The sequence below is a fragment of the Pseudomonas synxantha genome (genome assembly GCF_900105675.1).
Classification (GTDB): Bacteria; Pseudomonadota; Gammaproteobacteria; order Pseudomonadales; family Pseudomonadaceae; genus Aquipseudomonas; species Aquipseudomonas synxantha.
Genome location: NZ_LT629786.1, coordinates 5,656,153 through 5,673,405 on the forward strand (window position 1 = coordinate 5,656,153; position 17,253 = coordinate 5,673,405).

Consider the following 17,253-nt stretch of genomic DNA (forward strand, 5'->3'; position numbering starts at 1 on the left):
CCTTGTGAGTCGAGGTTGAACATCAGGCTTTGCGCCCCAGCATTCGTGTCAGGGTCGCATCACGATCGATAAAGTGGTGTTTCAACGCAGCCACGCCATGCAACCCGGCGAAGACCACCAACACCCAGGCCAGGTATAGATGCACCCAACCGGCGGTATCTGCCTGGTCCGGTAGACCGGAAACCAGGGCAGGAATTTCAAACAGGCCAAACACCGGGATACCGACACCGTCGGCGGTGGAAATCAGGTAACCGGCAATCATCACGGCAAACAGCCCCAGATACAGGAACGCGTGCCCAAATGCAGCACCGATCCGCGTCATACGGCTATAGCTGGCCAGCGGCGGTGGCGGCGGGCTGATCAGGCGCCAGACGATACGTACCAGCATGATGGCGAATAGCGTGATGCCAATGCTCTTGTGCAAGTCAGGTGCATCTTTGCGCCAGGCGCTGTAGTAGTCGAGGCCGACCATCCACAGGCCCAATGCGAATAAACCAAACACCACCAGGGCAACGCCCCAGTGTAGAACCATGCTGACCCAGCCATAGCGGGCGGGCGAATTGCGTAGCTGCATGTACTTAATCCCGTAAGAACTGTGCCCAAGACTAGCGTTTTACCTATCGAATTAAAGCGGAAAATTTCGCTTTGAAATATCGAGAAATACGATGAAGAGGCTAGGTATCATAAATTAACAAGGGATTAAGACTATTCCCAAGAAACGTGACAGACCGTCCTGCATTTACCGTCAATTGCCCCACAATGGCTTGTGACAGGCGCCACCATTGCATAGGCTTGCGCGATTGTTTCGCCTGCGCCAGCCGCAGGACCGCTTCGAGGAGATAACCGATGGGCTTGAATAACCAGTGGATGCAACGCGACCTCGCGGTGCTGTGGCATCCCTGCACCCAGATGAAAGACCACCAGCAACTGCCGCTGATCCCGATCAAGCGCGGTGAAGGCGTATGGCTGGAAGATTTCGAAGGCAAGCGCTACCTCGATGCCGTCAGTTCCTGGTGGGTCAATGTGTTTGGCCACGCCAACCCGCGCATCAACCAACGCATCAAGGACCAGGTCGATCAGCTGGAGCACGTGATCCTCGCCGGTTTCAGCCACCAGCCGGTGATCGAGCTGTCCGAGCGCCTGGTGCAGATGACGCCTGAGGGCCTGACCCGCTGCTTCTATGCTGATAACGGCTCATCCTGCATCGAAGTCGCATTGAAGATGAGCTTTCACTACTGGCTCAACCGTGGCCTGCCAAACAAGAAGCGCTTCGTCACCCTGACCAACAGCTACCATGGCGAAACCATCGCCGCGATGTCGGTGGGCGACGTGCCGCTGTTTACCGAAACCTACAAGGCGCTGCTGCTCGACACCATCAAGGTGCCGAGCCCGGACTGCTACCTGCGCCCCGACGGCATGAGCTGGGAAGAACATTCGCGCAACATGTTCCTGGCCATGGAACAGACCCTGGCCGATCACCACGAGACCGTCGCCGCCGTGATCGTCGAGCCGTTGATCCAGGGTGCAGGCGGCATGCGCATGTACCACCCGGTGTACCTCAAGCTGTTACGCGAAGCCTGCGACCGCTACGGCGTGCACCTGATCCACGACGAAATCGCCGTGGGATTCGGTCGCACAGGCAGCATGTTCGCCTGTGAACAGGCCGGCATCCGCCCTGACTTCCTGTGCCTGTCCAAAGCCCTCACCGGCGGTTACCTGCCACTGGCCGCCGTGGTCACCACCGACGATGTCTACGACGCGTTCTACGACGACTACCCGACCCTGCGCGCCTTCCTGCACTCCCACAGTTACACCGGCAATCCGTTGGCGTGCGCGGCGGCCTTGGCGACGCTGGATATCTTTGAAGAAGACAACGTCATCGAAAACAACAAGGCCCTGGCCCAGCGCATGGCGACCGCCACCGCGCACCTGGTCGACCATCCCCATGTCGCGGAAGTCCGCCAGACCGGCATGGTGCTGGCCATCGAGATGGTGCAGGACAAAGCCACCAAGACTGCCTACCCATGGCAGGAACGCCGTGGCCTGAAGGTTTTCGAGCATGCCCTGGAACGCGGCGCGCTGTTGCGGCCGTTGGGCAGCGTGGTGTACTTCCTGCCGCCCTATGTGATTACACCTGAGCAGATCGACTTCCTGGCCGAGGTGGCCAGCGAGGGGATTGATATCGCCACTAACAGCAAAGTCAGTGTGGCAGTGCCGAAAGATTTTCACCCAGGCTTCCGTGATCCGGGTTGATTGCCTACATACACCTTTTCAGAGAACAGAAATGAGACTGTCCCGCTTTTTCACCGACGCCCCGCTGAGCCTCGGCGACCATGAACTGCCCGAAGCCCAGGCGCATTACATCAGCCGTGTGTTGCGCATGGGTGAAGCCGATGCCGTGCAATTGTTCGACGGTTCTGGCCAGGAGTTCCGGGGCACCTTGCTGGAAGTCGGTAAAAAGCGCGTTACCGTACAACTGACGGAGTGCTTTGCCGGTCAGGCCGAATCACCGCTGCACGTCCACCTCGGCCAGGGCCTGTCCCGGGGCGAGCGTATGGATTGGGCGATCCAGAAAGCCACTGAACTGGGCGTCAACGCGATCACGCCGATCTTCACCGAGCGCTGCGAAGTGCGCCTCAAGGACGAGCGCGCCGACAAGCGTCTGCTGCACTGGCGCCAAGTGGCAATCAGCGCCTGCGAGCAATGTGGGCGTTCGACGGTGCCGGTGATTCATGCGCCGTTGCTGCTGGCAGACTGGCTCAAGCAGGTCGAGGCCGGCCTGAAGCTGGTGCTGCACCCGGTGGCCGAGCCGATGATCAGCCATGCCAAGCCATCGCGGCTGGCGTTCCTGATCGGGCCGGAAGGTGGCTTGACGGATGGAGAAGTCGAAACCGCCCAGGGCGCTGGCTTCCATGCCGCGCGATTGGGGCCGCGAGTATTACGTACCGAAACCGCGCCGGTGGTGGCGCTGGCCGTTGCGCAGCAACTCTGGGGCGACTTCTAAAGGTGGATGAGGTGATCACTCCACCGGGTCGCTGACCGGGCTGGCAATGATCGCCTTCAACTCACTGGTCATCGGAAACTCCAGGTTCAAGCCGTTCGGTGGAATCGGCTGCTCGAACCAGCGCTGGTAAATCCCGTTGATCGCCCCCGAGCGGTAAAGGTCGCCCAGGGCCTGGTTAACCACCGCGAGAAACTGTGGGTCATCCTTGCGCACCATGCAGCTGTAGATCTCCCGCGATTGCTCCTTGCCCACGACCACCCAATGGTGTGGGTCCCTGGCCTTGGCGCGTTCGCCGTAGAGCAGCGCATCGTCCATATAGAACGCCACCGCACGGCCGGTCTCAAGCATCTTGAACGCTTCGCCGTGGTCCTTGGCGCTGATGACGAACATATTGCTCTGATGCTCGGCGTTGTAGCGTTTGAGGAAGCGTTCGTTGGTGGTGCCGGCGGTGGTCACCACGTTCTTGCCCTTGAGGTCGGAGAGTCCGTGGATGCCGCTGGTCCTGGCCGTCAGTAACTGCCCCTTCACATAGATAAACCCATAGGAAAATGCCACCTGCTTCTGCCGTTCGGCGGTCACTCCGGTGGAGCCACACTCCAGGTCAACGGTGCCGTTCTGTACCAATGGGATCCGGGTCTGGGACGTCACCAGGCGATAATTCACACGCAAGTTTTTCAGGCCGGCCTGTTCCCGGACGCGCTCGACGATCCTGTGGGTGAGGTCCACCGAATACCCCATCGGCTTGCCGCTCTGATCGCCTATATACGAGAACGGCACTGACGCATCACGATAGCCAACGGAAATTTGCTGGCTGGCAGTGATTTTTTCCAAGGTTGCGCTGGATTCGCTCGCTGACGCCAGGGGTAGTCCCAGCGTCAGCGAAGCGAAAATGCAGACCTTGAAAATGCAACGGTTTACCGCTGTTTTTTGCATAGGGTAGTCCCGCTGGCTATAGCTATAGCTCGAGTCGGCAGCCAGCCGATCCAGGCATCGTTATTCATCTCTTTACACTCCAACAACCAAAGGTCAGGCCGCCTTGGGAAGAAACACATGTGCGTCAATCGAAGTCGACCGCTCTGCAATCATTTCGGCCAGCAACTGGCCGCTGGCGCACGCGAGCGTGAAGCCAAGAGCGCCATGCCCCAGGTTGAGCCACAGATTGCGATAGGAACTGGCACCAATCAGAGGCAGGCCGGTGGGCGTCGCTGGCCGCATCCCTGCCCATTCAACCGCAGCGTCATAGTTGCCGCCCATCGGAAACGTCTGGCGGGCCAAGCGTTTTATCACCGCCAGGCGCTTGGGCTCCGGGGCGCTGTTGAAACCCACCATGTCGACCATGGCGGCGACACGTAACTGATCGCCGATCCGGGCATACACAGCCCTGCGGTCGTAATCGGTCACATTGACCGTTGGCGCACTGTGCTGCTCGCCGATGGGCACGCTGAGGCTGTAGCCCTTGAGGGGGTAAAGCGGTAGACGCATACCTGGCAGACCCAGGCTCGAACTGTTGTGACCGGCTGCCAGGATCAGGTTCTCCACAGGGATGACTTCGTCCTCAAGCTCCACGGCTACAGCTGTATTAAACGCCTCATGGACACGCAATACTTTGCGCCCGTAGACAATGCGGCAGCGTCCCGATGCCTCCAAATGCCCGCCAAGCTGCTGGCAAAATGCGTGGCAATCGGCAACCTCTTCATTAGGGTTGTAAATACCGCCGACAAAGGTCCCCTCCATCAGGGACGGTTCAAGCTTGCGGCAGTCTTCGGCCGATAGCACTTGTTGCTGGAGGGGGTCAGTCAATTTGCGCCGCCCCTGCGCGAAGCTGTCAGCGGAACGGAAGGTCACCAGTTTTCCATTGCGCTTCCAGTTGAACCCCTCCAGATGGTCCTCTACCCGCCAGCGGTTCAGGACGTCCTGGCTCATCGCTGCCAGGCGAAGCAAATGTGCGGAGTTTGTACGGTTTACCGAGGAGCGGCAGGCGCCGAGGAAAGAGGCGAGCCAGCGCCATTGTGAAAGGTCCAGCCGGGGCCTGAGCTTCAGGGGAGACTCCGAGCGCAGCAGAAAGCCAAGCGCCTTGAGTGGTACACCAGCATCGGCAAGGGGGGCGACATAGCGGTAGGACAGTTGGCCACCATTCGCAAAACTGGTGACATTACCCAGTTTTTTTTGCGCTTCGACCAAGGTGACTTCCATGCCTGCACGCACACATGCATAGGCACTCGCCAACCCGATGACACCGCCACCGATGATACATACTCGCCTTGCCATATTGACACCTCACATGGATTGAAACGAATTCCAGAGTAGGTTCAAGTGACAAAAGTTGAACAATGAATAAAGGTAAGCCACCTATAAGTTAAGGTTATGAAAACACATGCGTCTGCGACATATCGAAATCTTCCAGGCCATCCGCCAGACCGGCTCCGTCAGCGCCGCCGCGCAGTTGCTGCACGTCTCGCAACCAGCGGTGACCAAGGTGCTTCAGCACGCCGAATTGCAGCTGGGCTTCCCGTTGTTTCTAAGGGTGCGTGGCAAGTTACAGCCCACACCGGAAGCCCTGGCCTTGGAAAGCGAAGTCGAGAAAGTCACAACGAGTCTGCAAGGGGTGCAACGGCTGGCCAAGAGCTTGCGCCATACGCCTGAACAAAGCGTGCGCATCGGCGCCATCCCGGCGCTGGCACAGTCGCTGCTGCCACCGTCAATCCTTGAGTGGAAGCGCAGCTACCCGGACATGGTCTGTGAGCTGTCCAGCGACCATAGCCGCGAGCTGGTGCAGCAGTTGTTGATGCGCGAAATCGACCTGGCACTGACCCTCAATTTCTCCGGCCACCCGGGGCTCACCAGCCAGATACTGGCGAACGGGGCGCTGGTAGCGTTGGCCTCCAAGGCTTACTGGCCTGAGGCTGAATCAAGCCAGCCATTGCCTTTGGCCGAACTGGCGAATACGTCGCTGATTGGTCTTTCCAGCGCTGATCCGTTGGCGGCAAAGCTCGACAGTTACCTGGAAAATATTGACCCACCGCCACAAATAAGCATTTCCGTACAAACCTATTCCCTGGCCCGGGCCATGGTTGAATCCGGTGCGGGAATAACGGTGATTGATCCCTTCACAGCCCTCGGTGCGTCCATGACGACGATGTGCATTCGCACGCTTGCCCCGCAGTTGCCGATCACCCTGTACGCCCTGACCCGCGCCAACGAACCGCCTCCGCATATGTTGGCCGACCTGTTGCATATCTTCGGCAACCGGGCACGTGCGTTGCTCGAGCGCCTTTAAGAATGTCCCCTTCATTCAGAGCACGTAATGCATGATCGCCACGAAATGCAGCAGGCTGCCGCCGATGACAAACAGATGCCAGACCCCATGGGAATGGCGCAGGCGGTCCTCCAGGGCAAAAAAGATAATACCGACGGTATACAACACCCCGCCCGACGCCAACCAGATGAACCCCGCCGTACCCAGCGCCGCCATCAGCGGCTTGACTGCCACGAGTACGATCCAGCCCATCACGGCATAAATCACGATGGACAGAATCCGCGCCTCCGAGCGCGGCTTGATCTCTTGCAGGATACCGATCACCGCCAGCCCCCACACGATACCGAACAGCGTCCAGCCCCACGGCCCGCGCAGGGTCACCAGGCAAAAAGGCGTGTAGCTGCCGGCGATCAACAGGTAGATGGAAAAGTGATCGACCTTCTGCATGATCGCTTTTCGCCGTCCCTGTACGCTGTGGTACACCGTCGACGCGCTGTACAGCACCATCAGGGTAAAGCCGTAGATCGCCACGCTGACGATCTTCCAGGGGCTGCCGTCCAGGCTCGCCACCACCAACATCCACACGGCGCCAATACACGCCGCGACTGCACCGAGCAAATGGCTCCAGGCGTTGAATCGCTCCCCGTGGTACATCTGTCACCGACCTCCCCATAACCTTCAAGAACAGGCTGGCAAGCGTCCAGCCTTGCGCATAAGAGTGCAAGCGGCTTGTGACGTTCCGAGGACGGCGCACGCGTTTGCGGGCACAATTATAGGTAATCGAACAAGAGCCCACGGCCATGCTGATCGACGAAGAGTTTACCCTCAAGAAGCTGGAAATCTTCCTGGCGTTCATGCGCACCGGCAACCTGGCCCGCGCCGCCGCCGAGTTGCAAACCAGCAACGTCAGCGTTCATCGCGCCATCCACTCCCTGGAAAATGCCCTGCGCTGCCCGCTGTTCAAACACGAAGGTCGCAACCTCACCCCGCTGGAAAGCGCCTATGTGCTTGAAGAACGCGCACAGAAACTGGTGGCCGATGTGGTCGACAGCGTACGCCTGACCCGCGAAGCCGCCGGCTTCTCCGCCGAGCGTTTCAAACTCGGCTCGCTGTATTCGCTGACGGTAAAAACCGTACCGCAACTGATCATGGGCCTGAAGATCCGCCGCAGCGAACTCAATATCGATCTGATCCTCGGCTCCAATTTCGACCTGCTCTACAAACTCAAGAACATGGAAGTCGACGCGATCCTCATCTCCCTCGACGAACACGCCAACGACCCCGACTGTGAGCAGATCGCCCTGTTCAGCGATGACATTTTCCTGGCCACTCCGGCCGATTCCCCACTGGACCGCAACCAGGAAATCGACCTGGCCGATGTACGCGACGCTACCTTCATCACCCTCACCCAGGGCTTCGCCACGCACCAGGACGGCAACCGGGTGTTCAAGCAAGCGGGGTTCGAGCCGAAGGTGGCGATGCAGGTGAACGATATCTTCACCTTGCTGAGCATGGTCAGTTCAGGGGTGGGTTATGCGCTGCTGCCGGGGCGGATTGCAGCGGTGTATGAGAACCGCGTGAAGCTGATACCGCTGCAACCCAGGTATCGGTTGCAGCAGCATATCGGCGTAGTGTTCCTGAAGGCCAAGGAACGCGACCCGAACCTGCTGGCGCTGCTGGCGGAATGTCGGATGTATGCCAATCGGCAAGTTTGAGACCGCTATCGGGGGCAAGCCCCCTCCCACATTGGACTGCATTTCAAATGTGGGAGGGGGCTTGCCCCCGATAGCGCCAGTCCAGACACTGAAAATCCTCAGGTCAGCCCACCAACCCCCTCATCACCAGAAACAACAACGACGGCCCTAGCAGACACCCCAGCGCCGTATAGAACGCCGCCGTCAGGCAGCCATACGGCACCAGCTTCGGATCAGTCGCCGCCAACCCGCCCGCCACACCGCTGGAAGTGCCCATCAAACCACCGAAGATCACCGCACTGCGCGGGTTGTTCAGCCCGATCAGCGGCGCCACGAACGGCGTCATCACCATCACCAGAATCGCCTTGATCAACCCGGCGGCAATGGACAGCGCCATCACCTCGGAACTGGCCCCGATCGCCGCGCCGGTCACCGGGCCGACGATATAGGTCACGGCCCCGGCGCCGATGGTGGTGAGGCTCACCGCATCGGTATAACCGAACGCCATCGCCACTCCGACCCCGGCAATAAACGACGAACCCACGCCGACAAACAACGCCAGTACGCCAACATACCCAGCGCGCTTGAGCTCATCGACACTCACGCCAAACGCCGTGGCGACAATGGCAAAGTCCCGCAGCATGGCACCGCCCAACAGGCCGATACCTGACAACAGCGGAATATCCACCACCCCTTTCGAGCCGCCGGTAAAGGCCCCGCCCACATACGACAGCACCAAGCCCAGCAGGATGGCGATGGCCGAGCCATGCAGGCGGCCTTTGGTAAAGGTGTCTGACATCCAGTAGGAGACCCACATGGTCAGGCCGATCACGGCAAAACCACTGATCAAGCCGTAGCCGGTGATCACTTTCATCATCGATTCGTACATGGCGATCACCCGGCTTCTTTAGTGGGAACAACCGCAGCAGGCTCACGGTTGCCGATGCGTACCAACACCGGCACCAGGGCAAAGCCCAGCAGCACTGCGATGGTTCCGGCCAGAATTGCCATGGGCCCGCCGCTGATGGCGCCATATACGTTTTGCTGGGCCGCCATCGCCACCACAATCGGGATATAGATCGCGGCCCAAAAGCTCACGCCCTGCTCCGACTTGCCGGTAAACAAGCCGCGCTTACCGAGGTAACTGCCCAGGCCGATCAACAGCAACATGGCGATACCCACCCCGCCGACGTTGGCCGGGATACCCATCCATTTGCCCAGCAGCTCACCGATAAACAGGCCAGCCAATGTACACAGCGCCAGAAACGCCACACCGTAGATAATCATTATTGTTGTCCTCAAAGTGCTCGTTCGAAATTGTTGTTTTTGTGCTTCGAAAGCCTTGGGTGCTGCTTTATCGGTGGCGGCGTTCCTCCTCTTGCAGCAGGGCCTGCAAGGTATCCAGGCGTGCGCCTTCGCAGGCGATCACCGTGCCTTGGTCGAAGACCCGCCGTGACAGACCGGTGAGCACCGCACCCGGGGGCAGTTCGATCTGCAGGCGTACGCCACGCTCGTAGGCGCTTTGCACGGTGCCGCGCCAGTCGACGACACGGCACATGTTGAAGGCCAGGTCGTCGCGCAGTTGCTCGAGGTTGTGGATGGGTCGCGCGCGGGTGCTGCTCAGGTAGGTGATGCGCGGCGCCTTGAGCGGCACGAAGGCTTGGGCCAGGACCTGAGCCGGCTGTTCCAGCAACGCGCAGTGGGACGGCACGCTGACGGCCAGGCGCTTGGCGATGCCGTTGCCTTTGATACGTTCAGCAACGCGCTTCATGGCGTCATCACTACCGGCGATGACGGTCTGGTTATCGGCGTTGATATTGGCCAGGTACACCGGGGTCAACGGGCTGTGGATATCCGCCAGCAGCGCCTCGACGCGGGATAATTCAGGACCAATCAGGGCGGTCATGCCATAGCCCTGTGGATACGCCTGCTGCATCAGCTCGCCACGCAGGCTCACCAGCTTTACCGCGTCAGCGAAGTCCAGGGCACCGGCGATGACGGCGGCTGGGTAAGCACCGATGGACAGGCCCGCCACATAATCAGGCGTATGTTGCAACTGGCGGGCATGGGCGACGCCGACGATCAGCAGGCACAGTTGCACCGCACGCGTGCTCGCCAAGGCTTGCGCCGAATCGAGCTGACGCACATCTTCACCCAAGGCATCACTGGCTTCTTCCAGAACCTCGGCCGATAGCGCCTGGAGCATACCCGCCCGCTGGGCGCCCTGCCCCGGAAACACCAGGAGGCTGCTCATGCCACAGCCTGCCAAGGGTCGAGCACAAGGTGTGCGCCGTTGCTGGTTTTGAGCAGGACACGACGAGATATGCCCGCCCATTCGCGCAAGGCAACGGCACCAAACGGGGTTTGCAGTTGCAGGTCCACGGCGCACAGCGCGGTGTCCAGTTTTGCCAGCAACGCCCGCGCCTCAAAGCGATCAAGCGGTTCGGGGGTGCGCAAAATCAAATCCAGATCGCTCATGGCATGCAACGCTTCGATGCCGCTCGCCAATTCAAATCCGGCACTGCCGCTGACGCCCCAGTCCAGCTGCGCCAGCACTGGCCGCAGTTGAGCGAGCGCCCGCAGCGCGGGTAAATCCCGGGATGAGGTCACCTGGCGCAAGTCTTCAGGCGCCACGCGCCGTTGCACAGCGGTTATGGGCATCACCGCCGCAAACCGCTGCTCACGCAAGCGCCCACGCACGCCAACCGCCACTTGGCCCGGATCGGTGACGGCGCGACGCACTACCACCGGATGACCGGCGTCGATCGCTTCCAGCACCCAGGTCGGAGCATCCGCAGGCAGGTGCGCCGGGGTCATGCCCCAGAGCAAGTCATGGGCGTTCACCATTGTTCCCGCAGCAGTTGGCGTACGTGGCTTGAGGCGGCGCGATTAGTCGCACCGGAACGTCCTTTCAAATCGGGTTGCACGACATCTTTGATCGCCTGCACCAGGCAATCGCTGACCCGCGCCACATCGTCCGATGTCGGCTGTTCAATCTGGCTCACCGACAAGGTCTCCCAGAGCAAACCCAGGCTGGCATAACTGTCGATGTCATAGGCCATAGGCGGCACACTGGCGGCCAAGGCTTCCAGCTCTTCAACACTGCGCAAGGTCACCCGCGCCGCCGAGGCCTTGCCCATGGCATGCACCATTACCCCAGGGTCGCGCAGGGCGATCAAGCGGTTGGCCTGGTAACCATGGGCCAGAAACGCACCGGACATGGCCTTGCCCACCAGCAATGCGATGACCGGGTGGCCGGCCAGGCGTGCGCGGGCGTAGCTGTCGGCAGCGGCGGCCAGGGCCTGGTGGATGCCGAGGGCTTCTTCACGACGGCCATAGGCTTGGCTGGGCACGTCGACGATGGCGATGATGGGGCGTTTATCGCCCGCCGCGATGGCCTCATCCACGGCCTTGGCGAGCCCCCAACCTTCCAGCAACCCGACCTCGCCATTGCGCGCACGCGGGAAGCGGTTATTCGGGTCGGTGACCACCGCGATAAAGCGCACCGCCTGCTCACCCAATACGCCGTCTGCGACTTTCAACGAATCCGGCAAGCCCTCTACGGGTGTTGCGCCAGCGCTCAATGCATTGAACCACTGTAACCCTCTCATGGGCGTTCTCCCTGATACAGAGCGCGAACCGTCGCGGGCTCGATTTGCGCCGCTGTGTCGAGTTCGGCCAGGCGCGCCAGGTAGAAATCAGCGCGGCGGCTACGTGGTTGTTCGGGCGCGCCTTGTTGCAACAGCGCACTCACGGTCTGCTGGATCTGCGCCACATCGTCCGCCACGTAACGGTCGGCCAAACCACTGTTAAAACGTTGTTCGCCGCCCGTAAGGCTCCAGATGAAAGGCCGGTCGCGGGAGTCGTATTCTTCCAGGCCGGCCTCCTGCTCGATCACTTGCGGACCATTCAAACCCAGGCGCGCTTCGCGGGTGACCACCAGGTAACTGCACAGTCCGGCCGCGATGGACATACCACCAAAACAACCGACACTGCCCGCCACCACACCGACCACCGGCTGGTACTGGCGCAGGTCGACAATCGCAGCATGGATATCAGCAATCGCGGCCAGGCCCAGGTTGGCTTCCTGCAAGCGCACCCCACCGGTTTCCAGCAGCAGCACGGCGCGGGTCGGTATGGCGTTGCGGTTGTCTTCGGCGGCCAGTTCCAGTGCCCCCGCGATTTTTGCGCCACCGACTTCACCGAGGCTGCCACCTTGGAAATTACCCTCGATAGCGGCGACCACCACCGGCAAGCCGGCGATGTTGCCCTTGGCAATCACCACGCCGTCATCGGCCTGGGGCACCACGCCTTGGCGGCTGAGCCACGGCGACATGACCCGTTGGAACGGGTCGATCAGTTCACGGTAAGTGCCGGCATCCAGCAACGCCTTGGCGCGCTGCCGTGCACCGAGTTCGACAAAACTGTGCTGGTTGAGCAAGTCATTCATGGCCGATCTCCTCGAAGCCCTGCTCCAGGCGCAAACGCACCACGCCGGGGGTAGCGCCGAAATCGTGGATATCGATGTTCAATGCAGGCGGCGTCTGCTCTTGGAAGATACGTTCGAACAGATGCTGCCAGCGTTGCTCGGCGCCGTTGACCGAGGTCTGCACCTGGATCGTCAGCATGCCGGCCGTACCCGGTTCCAGCAGCACTTCAAGGTCGCCCGAGCCAACGCAACCCACCAACGCACGACCTTTTGGCGGCTTCCCGGCGGGAAATTCAAAAGATAAGGTTTCCATCACAACGCTCCGTCGAGGCGGTCGATAAACAGGCAGGCGGCCAACAGGTCGGCGGCGCCGCCAGGGGAGGCATTCAAGGCCAGGAGCTGGGTGTCCAGTTCGTGCAATTGGCGGCGGCCGGCGAGGGTTGCGCTACCACCCGCATCCAGCACAGCCTGGGCGCCTTGCTGCATGGCTTGAAGGCCTTCAGTGCCGGCGCGGTAGAGCACGCAGGTATCGGCCAGCTCGGTCATGATCGCGAGCAAAGCGTCCAGGCGGGCATTCTGTTCACCGGCGTTTTGCTGGCGGCTTCTGTGCAGTTGCGGCAGACCGCGTTGCATCACAGCGGGAAAGCCTAACTGCGCTTCTTCGCGGGCACCGCGTGCGCCGTAGCGCTGGGCAACCTGGGCGCCATGGCTCATGGGTTGTGGGGCATGGCGGTCATTGAGCAAGGCCAGCTTGGCTGCATTCAGTACGACGCCACGTGGTTCCAGGGCCGCTGCGGCGGTGAGCAAACCGAGGGCCCAGATTGCACCGCGATGGGTGTTCACGCCGTTGGTAGTGGCGAGCATCGCTTGTTCACCTTCGCGACCAATACGCCCCAGGGCTTCACGCAGGGGCAAACCGACTTCACCGAATTCAAACGCGGCCTCGGCCATTTCCTTGAACATCGGCCACAGCGACAGCGCCGACGCGTGCATCAGGCCCAGGTGCAAATCGCTGTGGGCACCGTTGCCGCGCCGGTCCACCAGGGCGGGTTTGGGCGATAAATCCGCTTCATCGATCAGCGCATCGACGGCCATATCCGCCAGGCGATCGGCAAGGCTGAGTTCATGCAGTTTGAGGGCGCGCATTTACCAGCTCCTGAACTTGGCGGGCGGGTTGTACAAGCCACCGGACCATTCCACCAGGTCGGCTACGCTCTTGGCGGCCAGCAATTCGCGGGTGGCGTCGGTGCGGCGGATACCCAGGTCTTCGGGCAAGGCAATCAAGCCTTCGCGGCGCATGCGTGCCGTGTCCTTGGGGTTATGGCGCATACCGATGGCCGTCACCCCGGCGACGGCAGCGATCATTGCCTGGCGTTCTTCCAGGGAGCGCGCCTTGTAGAGGTAAGCGATGCCCTCTTCGGTGAGCAAGTGGGTAACGTCGTCGCCGTAGATCATGATCGGCGCCAGGGGCATGCCGCTTTTGCGGGCCACTTCTACTGCGTCGAGGGTGTCGACAAAGGTCGGTTTGCCGCCTTCCTGGAAGGTTTCGACCATCTGCACCACGAGTTTTTTCCCGCGTTCCAGCAGGGCTTCGGGCGCATCGTCGTGGCGCATATCCAGCCAGGCGGGTGTGCCATGACGGCGACCGCGTGGGTCGTGCCCCATGTTCGGCGCTCCACCGAAACCGGCGAGGCGGCCACGGGTGACGGTGCTGGAATGGCCGTCGCCATCGACTTGCAGGGTTGCGCCGATAAACAGGTCCACCGCGTACTGGCCGGCCAATTGGCAGAACATGCGGTTGGAGCGCATCGAGCCATCGCGACCGGTGAAGAACACATCCGGGCGGGCGGCGATGTAATTCTCCATGCCCAGTTCGGTGCCGAAGCAGTGCACGCTCTCGACCCAACCGCTTTCGATGGCGGGTATCAGCGTGGGGTGCGGGTTGAGTGTCCAGTTACGGCAGATCTTGCCCTTGAGCCCCAGGGATTCGCCGTAGGTGGGCAGGATCAACTCGATGGCAGCGGTGTTGAAACCGATGCCATGGTTGAGCGACTGCACATTGTGCTTTTCGTAGATGCCACGGATCGCCATCATCGCCATCAGCACATGCACCGGCTTGATATGGCGCGGGTCGCGGGTGAACAGCGGTTCGATGTAGAACGGCTTGTCGGCCACCACCACGAAATCGACCCAGCTTGCGGGGATGTCGACGCGGGGCAAGTCGGTGACGTCGTCCACCAACTGGTTGACCTGCACGATGACAATGCCATCGCTGAACGCCGCAGGTTCGATCAGCGCCGGGGTGTCTTCGGTGCTGGCGCCGGTGTAGATATTGCCGGCGCGGTCAGCCATGAAGCCGGCGGAGAGCACCACGTTGGGGATCAGGTCCACCACCAGGCGCGCGTAGAGTTCGATGTAGGTATGGATCGCGCCGATTTCCAGCAAGCCGTCTTCCAGCAACTGGCTGATGCGCAGGGATTGAGTGCCGGCGAAGGAAAAATCGAGCTTGCGGGCGATGCCTTTTTCAAACAGGTCCAGGTGCTCGGCGCGCCCGACACTGGGCATGATCATGTGCAAATCGTGGAGCTTGGCGGGATCGGCCTTGGCCAGGGAGCGCGAGAGGAAGTCTGCCTGCTTCTGGTTGTTGCCTTCCAGCACCACGCGGTCGCCGGGGAGGATCAGCGCTTCAAGCGCCTCGACGATCTTGTCGCTGGGCAACACCGCCCCGTCTGCAAATTTTTTGACCAGCCCGAGCCGCCGCTGCTTCTCGTCGCGCCGCCGCGTCCAGCGCGAGTCGGGGGTGATGGTTGTTGTCATGGTTGCTCCACGGGGGGTTGCTGTCGTGGGCTGTACCTTAGGAGCGAATTCGGGGGCCATCAATCAAGCTCAATGACAGACCGTTACGCCTGGAGTAATGAAGATCAAAATGTGCTCAGTAGCGCCTGTCAGATAGCAGTCCCTGTGTGGGACCGAACGAACCGCGCTATCTCTGATCAAGGCTAGCCAAAAAATCTTCCACTTTGACCAGCAATACCGTCGCGCTATCGATCAACTGGCTTAGCAGGGCCTCATCCTCATCCATATACCCTTCGTATTCCGCCAGGTTGCGACGCTCATGACACAACGCCAACAACCGCACCTGCACCTTGCTCGCGTCGAGGGTGTGAACCAGACATTTAAAGACCAGATAGCGTTTGTCAGAACGATAGCCTTGCAAGCGCAAAGCCGTGAGGGCGATAGCATGGGCGGCGTTGTAAGCCAGATCGAAACGGCTGGCGAATGATAGCTGTGGGGTCGCGGCGTCCTTCAATCGATCACGAGCTGAACGCATCAGCCCGTCACACTCCTTGCGATCCGGCGGCTCAGCCTTCAAGCCACCACTACGTTGCAGATTCTCCAGGTTTGCCTTGCTGTCCATCCGTGGATTCCAGGGGGTTGCCCCCTAACAGATTGATCTTGTCCTGCTGCACTACCCGCTGCACGAAACTGTTCCCGGCATTCCATTTACCGATCCAGTCTTCAGGGGTGTACAGCGTCGGGTTGATGGTGCGACCCAGTTGCTCTTCCAGCGGCATGAGTTGCTCCATGACTTCACTGTAGTTGAGGCTTTGACCGATCAGCATCAGATCTATGTCACTGGATGAGTGCGCCTCACCCTTGGCGATGGAACCGTAGATAAACGCCCAGGTGATCTGCTCGGCAAACGGTGCCAGTGCATTGCGCAATGGCTCGTCCAGGCTCAGCGTCTTGCGCACGATAGCCAACAGTTCCGAGTAAATCGGGCACTGAGGGTTGGCTTGGTAGTGAGTCTGGTTGCCTTGGCGCGTCATGTTCAAGATGCCCGCCAACTGCAAACGCTCCAACTCTCGGGTGAGGCTACCCTTACCCACCTGGGCCCACCGGGCAATTTCATTGGTGAAAAAGCTTTGGTCGGGCTTGCCGAAAAGCAGGCCCAGCACTTTTTGCTGGGTGACCGTGAAGAGCGCAGTACTGAGCGGCAAGGTGTGCATGGCAGCGGCCAATGAGTCCCAAAAAGGGAACGATAGGTCCCTTTTTGGGAACGATCAAGTTTTAAGCCGCTGAGGAGGGGGATATCTGTTCCAGTGCTTGATCCACCAATAGCTGTCCTATCTCTGCCATTTGCTGAATCCCGAGCATGACGGCGCGCTGGGAAGTGTCCAGGTCGAAAGCCAGGTTGCAGGTGAGTGCGTTGAGGGAGGACAGGGTTTCGCTGGCGTTGACCAGCAGGGTTTCGGTGTTCTGGTGGGGGTTTACGGTGAAAAGGGGTGGATTGGGGGTAGGTTTGATCATGATTTACAGCTCCGATATGTGATGGAAGCTGCCCTCTTCCGCTTGCACGCGAATCAAGGTGGCAGCTGTGCGCAGGTGTGCAAGACCGGGCATATCGGACCCCGGCAGACTCCGAAGAGTCTCCCACGCACAGCCGCCATAACGAGTACAGCAGGCATAAAAAACGCCCGTTGAATGGCTATGGGCGTTGGTGCGCCGACATGTAACCGGACTTGCACGTCCGTGTCACCGTTTTTTGCGATGACGGGACGAAGACTAGGCGTGCGGACCTCTCACCACAAGTTCATGCGCGGCCCAAAATCTTGCAGGAAAAATCCGAAGCCTTTTATGTCGAAGGGCGTGCAGGAAGTTTCATACAGCGTTTTGGGGTTGTTGCTTGGAACTGGTCCTTCTAGCCTTCGCGGTTGAATGCCCATAGTCGAAGGACGTACCAACATGCCGATGCACAACCCACCTCACCCAGGTGAAATATTGCTTGAAGATGTGATTCCTGCCTTGGGCATTACCATTACCGAGATAGCATGACTGCACGGTGAGCAGCGTCCAGGTCGAAGTCTTG

General features: G+C 60.3%; 20 protein-coding genes and 1 pseudogene. 5 read left to right on the forward strand and 16 right to left on the reverse strand.

Annotated features, from left to right (window positions below; translation table 11 throughout):
- Window positions 1-22: 22 nt before the first annotated feature.
- A complete protein-coding gene (locus BLU48_RS26200) occupies window positions 23-574 on the reverse strand; it encodes a cytochrome b (RefSeq protein ID WP_057022863.1) in 552 nt (183 codons plus the stop codon).
- Window positions 575-846: 272 nt separating this feature from the next.
- On the opposite strand from BLU48_RS26200, the gene BLU48_RS26205 reads away from it, so the two are divergent.
- Together BLU48_RS26205 and BLU48_RS26210 are read left to right on the forward strand one after the other, a co-directional pair.
- Window positions 847-2,253 (forward strand): adenosylmethionine--8-amino-7-oxononanoate transaminase, encoded by a 1,407-nt coding sequence (locus BLU48_RS26205; RefSeq protein WP_057022862.1) that lies wholly within the window; start codon window positions 847-849, stop codon window positions 2,251-2,253.
- A 31-nt stretch (window positions 2,254-2,284) separates the two neighbouring features.
- Entirely contained in the window at window positions 2,285-3,004 is a 720-nt protein-coding gene (locus BLU48_RS26210) for a 16S rRNA (uracil(1498)-N(3))-methyltransferase (RefSeq protein WP_057022861.1), read from the forward strand.
- 15 nt (window positions 3,005-3,019) lie between these two features.
- On the opposite strand, the gene BLU48_RS26215 is transcribed toward BLU48_RS26210, so the two are convergent.
- A complete protein-coding gene (locus BLU48_RS26215; protein ID WP_057022860.1) occupies window positions 3,020-3,937 on the reverse strand; it encodes a transporter substrate-binding domain-containing protein in 918 nt (305 codons plus the stop codon).
- A 93-nt stretch (window positions 3,938-4,030) separates the two neighbouring features.
- Window positions 4,031-5,272 (reverse strand): D-amino acid dehydrogenase, encoded by a 1,242-nt coding sequence (locus BLU48_RS26220; RefSeq protein ID WP_057022859.1) that lies wholly within the window; start codon window positions 5,270-5,272, stop codon window positions 4,031-4,033.
- A gap of 106 nt (window positions 5,273-5,378) precedes the next feature.
- On the opposite strand from BLU48_RS26220, the gene BLU48_RS26225 reads away from it, so the two are divergent.
- Window positions 5,379-6,281 carry a LysR family transcriptional regulator gene (locus tag BLU48_RS26225; protein WP_057022858.1) on the forward strand — a complete coding sequence of 301 codons (903 nt, stop codon included), beginning with the start codon at window positions 5,379-5,381 and terminating at the stop codon, window positions 6,279-6,281.
- A 15-nt stretch (window positions 6,282-6,296) separates the two neighbouring features.
- On the opposite strand, the gene trhA is transcribed toward BLU48_RS26225, so the two are convergent.
- The gene (gene trhA, locus BLU48_RS26230) at window positions 6,297-6,914 is read right to left on the reverse strand and encodes a PAQR family membrane homeostasis protein TrhA (RefSeq protein ID WP_057022857.1); all 618 of its coding nucleotides are present in this window, start codon (window positions 6,912-6,914) and stop codon (window positions 6,297-6,299) included.
- 146 nt (window positions 6,915-7,060) lie between these two features.
- Here trhA and BLU48_RS26235 point away from each other — a divergent pair, with 146 nt between their 5' ends.
- Window positions 7,061-7,975: a LysR family transcriptional regulator gene (locus tag BLU48_RS26235; RefSeq protein WP_057014145.1), complete on the forward strand. Its 915-nt coding sequence runs from the start codon at window positions 7,061-7,063 to the stop codon at window positions 7,973-7,975.
- Window positions 7,976-8,078: 103 nt separating this feature from the next.
- Here the strand turns inward: BLU48_RS26235 and madM are convergent, their stop codons facing one another.
- The 12 genes from madM to BLU48_RS26295 form a co-directional block, all read right to left on the reverse strand.
- The gene (gene madM, locus BLU48_RS26240; RefSeq protein ID WP_057022968.1) at window positions 8,079-8,843 is read right to left on the reverse strand and encodes a malonate transporter subunit MadM; all 765 of its coding nucleotides are present in this window, start codon (window positions 8,841-8,843) and stop codon (window positions 8,079-8,081) included.
- 5 nt (window positions 8,844-8,848) lie between these two features.
- Window positions 8,849-9,241 (reverse strand): malonate transporter subunit MadL, encoded by a 393-nt coding sequence (gene madL / locus BLU48_RS26245; RefSeq protein WP_057022856.1) that lies wholly within the window; start codon window positions 9,239-9,241, stop codon window positions 8,849-8,851.
- A gap of 67 nt (window positions 9,242-9,308) precedes the next feature.
- Window positions 9,309-10,208: a malonate decarboxylase subunit epsilon gene (gene mdcH, locus BLU48_RS26250; protein WP_057022855.1), complete on the reverse strand. Its 900-nt coding sequence runs from the start codon at window positions 10,206-10,208 to the stop codon at window positions 9,309-9,311.
- Window positions 10,205-10,801 carry a malonate decarboxylase holo-ACP synthase gene (locus tag BLU48_RS26255; protein WP_057022854.1) on the reverse strand — a complete coding sequence of 199 codons (597 nt, stop codon included), beginning with the start codon at window positions 10,799-10,801 and terminating at the stop codon, window positions 10,205-10,207. Before BLU48_RS26255 ends, mdcH begins: the two co-directional genes overlap by 4 nt.
- Window positions 10,795-11,565, reverse strand: coding sequence for a biotin-independent malonate decarboxylase subunit gamma (gene mdcE / locus BLU48_RS26260; RefSeq protein WP_057022853.1), 771 nt, complete (start codon window positions 11,563-11,565; stop codon window positions 10,795-10,797). The genes BLU48_RS26255 and mdcE overlap by 7 nt, the downstream gene beginning before the upstream one ends.
- Window positions 11,562-12,404, reverse strand: coding sequence for a biotin-independent malonate decarboxylase subunit beta (locus BLU48_RS26265; RefSeq protein ID WP_057022852.1), 843 nt, complete (start codon window positions 12,402-12,404; stop codon window positions 11,562-11,564). Before BLU48_RS26265 ends, mdcE begins: the two co-directional genes overlap by 4 nt.
- Window positions 12,397-12,696 (reverse strand): malonate decarboxylase subunit delta, encoded by a 300-nt coding sequence (locus BLU48_RS26270; protein WP_057022851.1) that lies wholly within the window; start codon window positions 12,694-12,696, stop codon window positions 12,397-12,399. The genes BLU48_RS26265 and BLU48_RS26270 overlap by 8 nt, the downstream gene beginning before the upstream one ends.
- Window positions 12,696-13,529, reverse strand: coding sequence for a triphosphoribosyl-dephospho-CoA synthase (locus tag BLU48_RS26275; RefSeq protein ID WP_057022850.1), 834 nt, complete (start codon window positions 13,527-13,529; stop codon window positions 12,696-12,698). The genes BLU48_RS26270 and BLU48_RS26275 overlap by 1 nt, the downstream gene beginning before the upstream one ends.
- Entirely contained in the window at window positions 13,530-15,200 is a 1,671-nt protein-coding gene (mdcA, locus tag BLU48_RS26280; RefSeq protein WP_057022849.1) for a malonate decarboxylase subunit alpha, read from the reverse strand.
- Between the two features lie 166 nt (window positions 15,201-15,366).
- Window positions 15,367-15,801, reverse strand: a complete 435-nt coding sequence (locus tag BLU48_RS26285; RefSeq protein ID WP_057022848.1) for a hypothetical protein — start codon at window positions 15,799-15,801, stop codon at window positions 15,367-15,369.
- On the reverse strand, window positions 15,764-16,393 hold the full coding sequence (locus BLU48_RS26290) for a nucleotidyltransferase domain-containing protein (RefSeq protein WP_046069918.1): 630 nt from the start codon (window positions 16,391-16,393) through the stop codon (window positions 15,764-15,766). The genes BLU48_RS26285 and BLU48_RS26290 overlap by 38 nt, the downstream gene beginning before the upstream one ends.
- A 61-nt stretch (window positions 16,394-16,454) precedes the next feature.
- Window positions 16,455-16,694: a DUF6124 family protein gene (locus BLU48_RS26295; RefSeq protein ID WP_046069919.1), complete on the reverse strand. Its 240-nt coding sequence runs from the start codon at window positions 16,692-16,694 to the stop codon at window positions 16,455-16,457.
- 435 nt (window positions 16,695-17,129) lie between these two features.
- Here BLU48_RS26295 and BLU48_RS32420 point away from each other — a divergent pair.
- Window positions 17,130-17,216 (forward strand): annotated as a pseudogene (locus tag BLU48_RS32420) (helix-turn-helix transcriptional regulator); the annotation flags it as partial.
- Between the last annotated feature and the right edge of the window lie 37 nt (window positions 17,217-17,253).

Coding starts and splice junctions, on each gene's coding strand:
- BLU48_RS26205 (WP_057022862.1), top strand. CDS start 847: ATGGGCTTGAATAACCAGTGGATGCAACGCGACCTCGCGGTGCTGTGG.
- trhA (WP_057022857.1), bottom strand. CDS start 6,914: ATGTACCACGGGGAGCGATTCAACGCCTGGAGCCATTTGCTCGGTGCA.
- BLU48_RS26220 (WP_057022859.1), bottom strand. CDS start 5,272: ATGGCAAGGCGAGTATGTATCATCGGTGGCGGTGTCATCGGGTTGGCG.
- BLU48_RS26235 (WP_057014145.1), top strand. CDS start 7,061: ATGCTGATCGACGAAGAGTTTACCCTCAAGAAGCTGGAAATCTTCCTG.
- BLU48_RS26295 (WP_046069919.1), bottom strand. CDS start 16,694: ATGATCAAACCTACCCCCAATCCACCCCTTTTCACCGTAAACCCCCAC.
- BLU48_RS26270 (WP_057022851.1), bottom strand. CDS start 12,696: ATGGAAACCTTATCTTTTGAATTTCCCGCCGGGAAGCCGCCAAAAGGT.
- mdcA (WP_057022849.1), bottom strand. CDS start 15,200: ATGACAACAACCATCACCCCCGACTCGCGCTGGACGCGGCGGCGCGAC.
- BLU48_RS26265 (WP_057022852.1), bottom strand. CDS start 12,404: ATGAATGACTTGCTCAACCAGCACAGTTTTGTCGAACTCGGTGCACGG.
- BLU48_RS26215 (WP_057022860.1), bottom strand. CDS start 3,937: ATGCAAAAAACAGCGGTAAACCGTTGCATTTTCAAGGTCTGCATTTTC.
- BLU48_RS26290 (WP_046069918.1), bottom strand. CDS start 16,393: ATGCACACCTTGCCGCTCAGTACTGCGCTCTTCACGGTCACCCAGCAA.
- madL (WP_057022856.1), bottom strand. CDS start 9,241: ATGATTATCTACGGTGTGGCGTTTCTGGCGCTGTGTACATTGGCTGGC.
- BLU48_RS26200 (WP_057022863.1), bottom strand. CDS start 574: ATGCAGCTACGCAATTCGCCCGCCCGCTATGGCTGGGTCAGCATGGTT.
- mdcH (WP_057022855.1), bottom strand. CDS start 10,208: ATGAGCAGCCTCCTGGTGTTTCCGGGGCAGGGCGCCCAGCGGGCGGGT.
- BLU48_RS26210 (WP_057022861.1), top strand. CDS start 2,285: ATGAGACTGTCCCGCTTTTTCACCGACGCCCCGCTGAGCCTCGGCGAC.
- BLU48_RS26225 (WP_057022858.1), top strand. CDS start 5,379: ATGCGTCTGCGACATATCGAAATCTTCCAGGCCATCCGCCAGACCGGC.
- BLU48_RS26275 (WP_057022850.1), bottom strand. CDS start 13,529: ATGCGCGCCCTCAAACTGCATGAACTCAGCCTTGCCGATCGCCTGGCG.
- madM (WP_057022968.1), bottom strand. CDS start 8,843: ATGTACGAATCGATGATGAAAGTGATCACCGGCTACGGCTTGATCAGT.
- BLU48_RS26285 (WP_057022848.1), bottom strand. CDS start 15,801: ATGGACAGCAAGGCAAACCTGGAGAATCTGCAACGTAGTGGTGGCTTG.
- mdcE (WP_057022853.1), bottom strand. CDS start 11,565: ATGAGAGGGTTACAGTGGTTCAATGCATTGAGCGCTGGCGCAACACCC.
- BLU48_RS26255 (WP_057022854.1), bottom strand. CDS start 10,801: ATGGTGAACGCCCATGACTTGCTCTGGGGCATGACCCCGGCGCACCTG.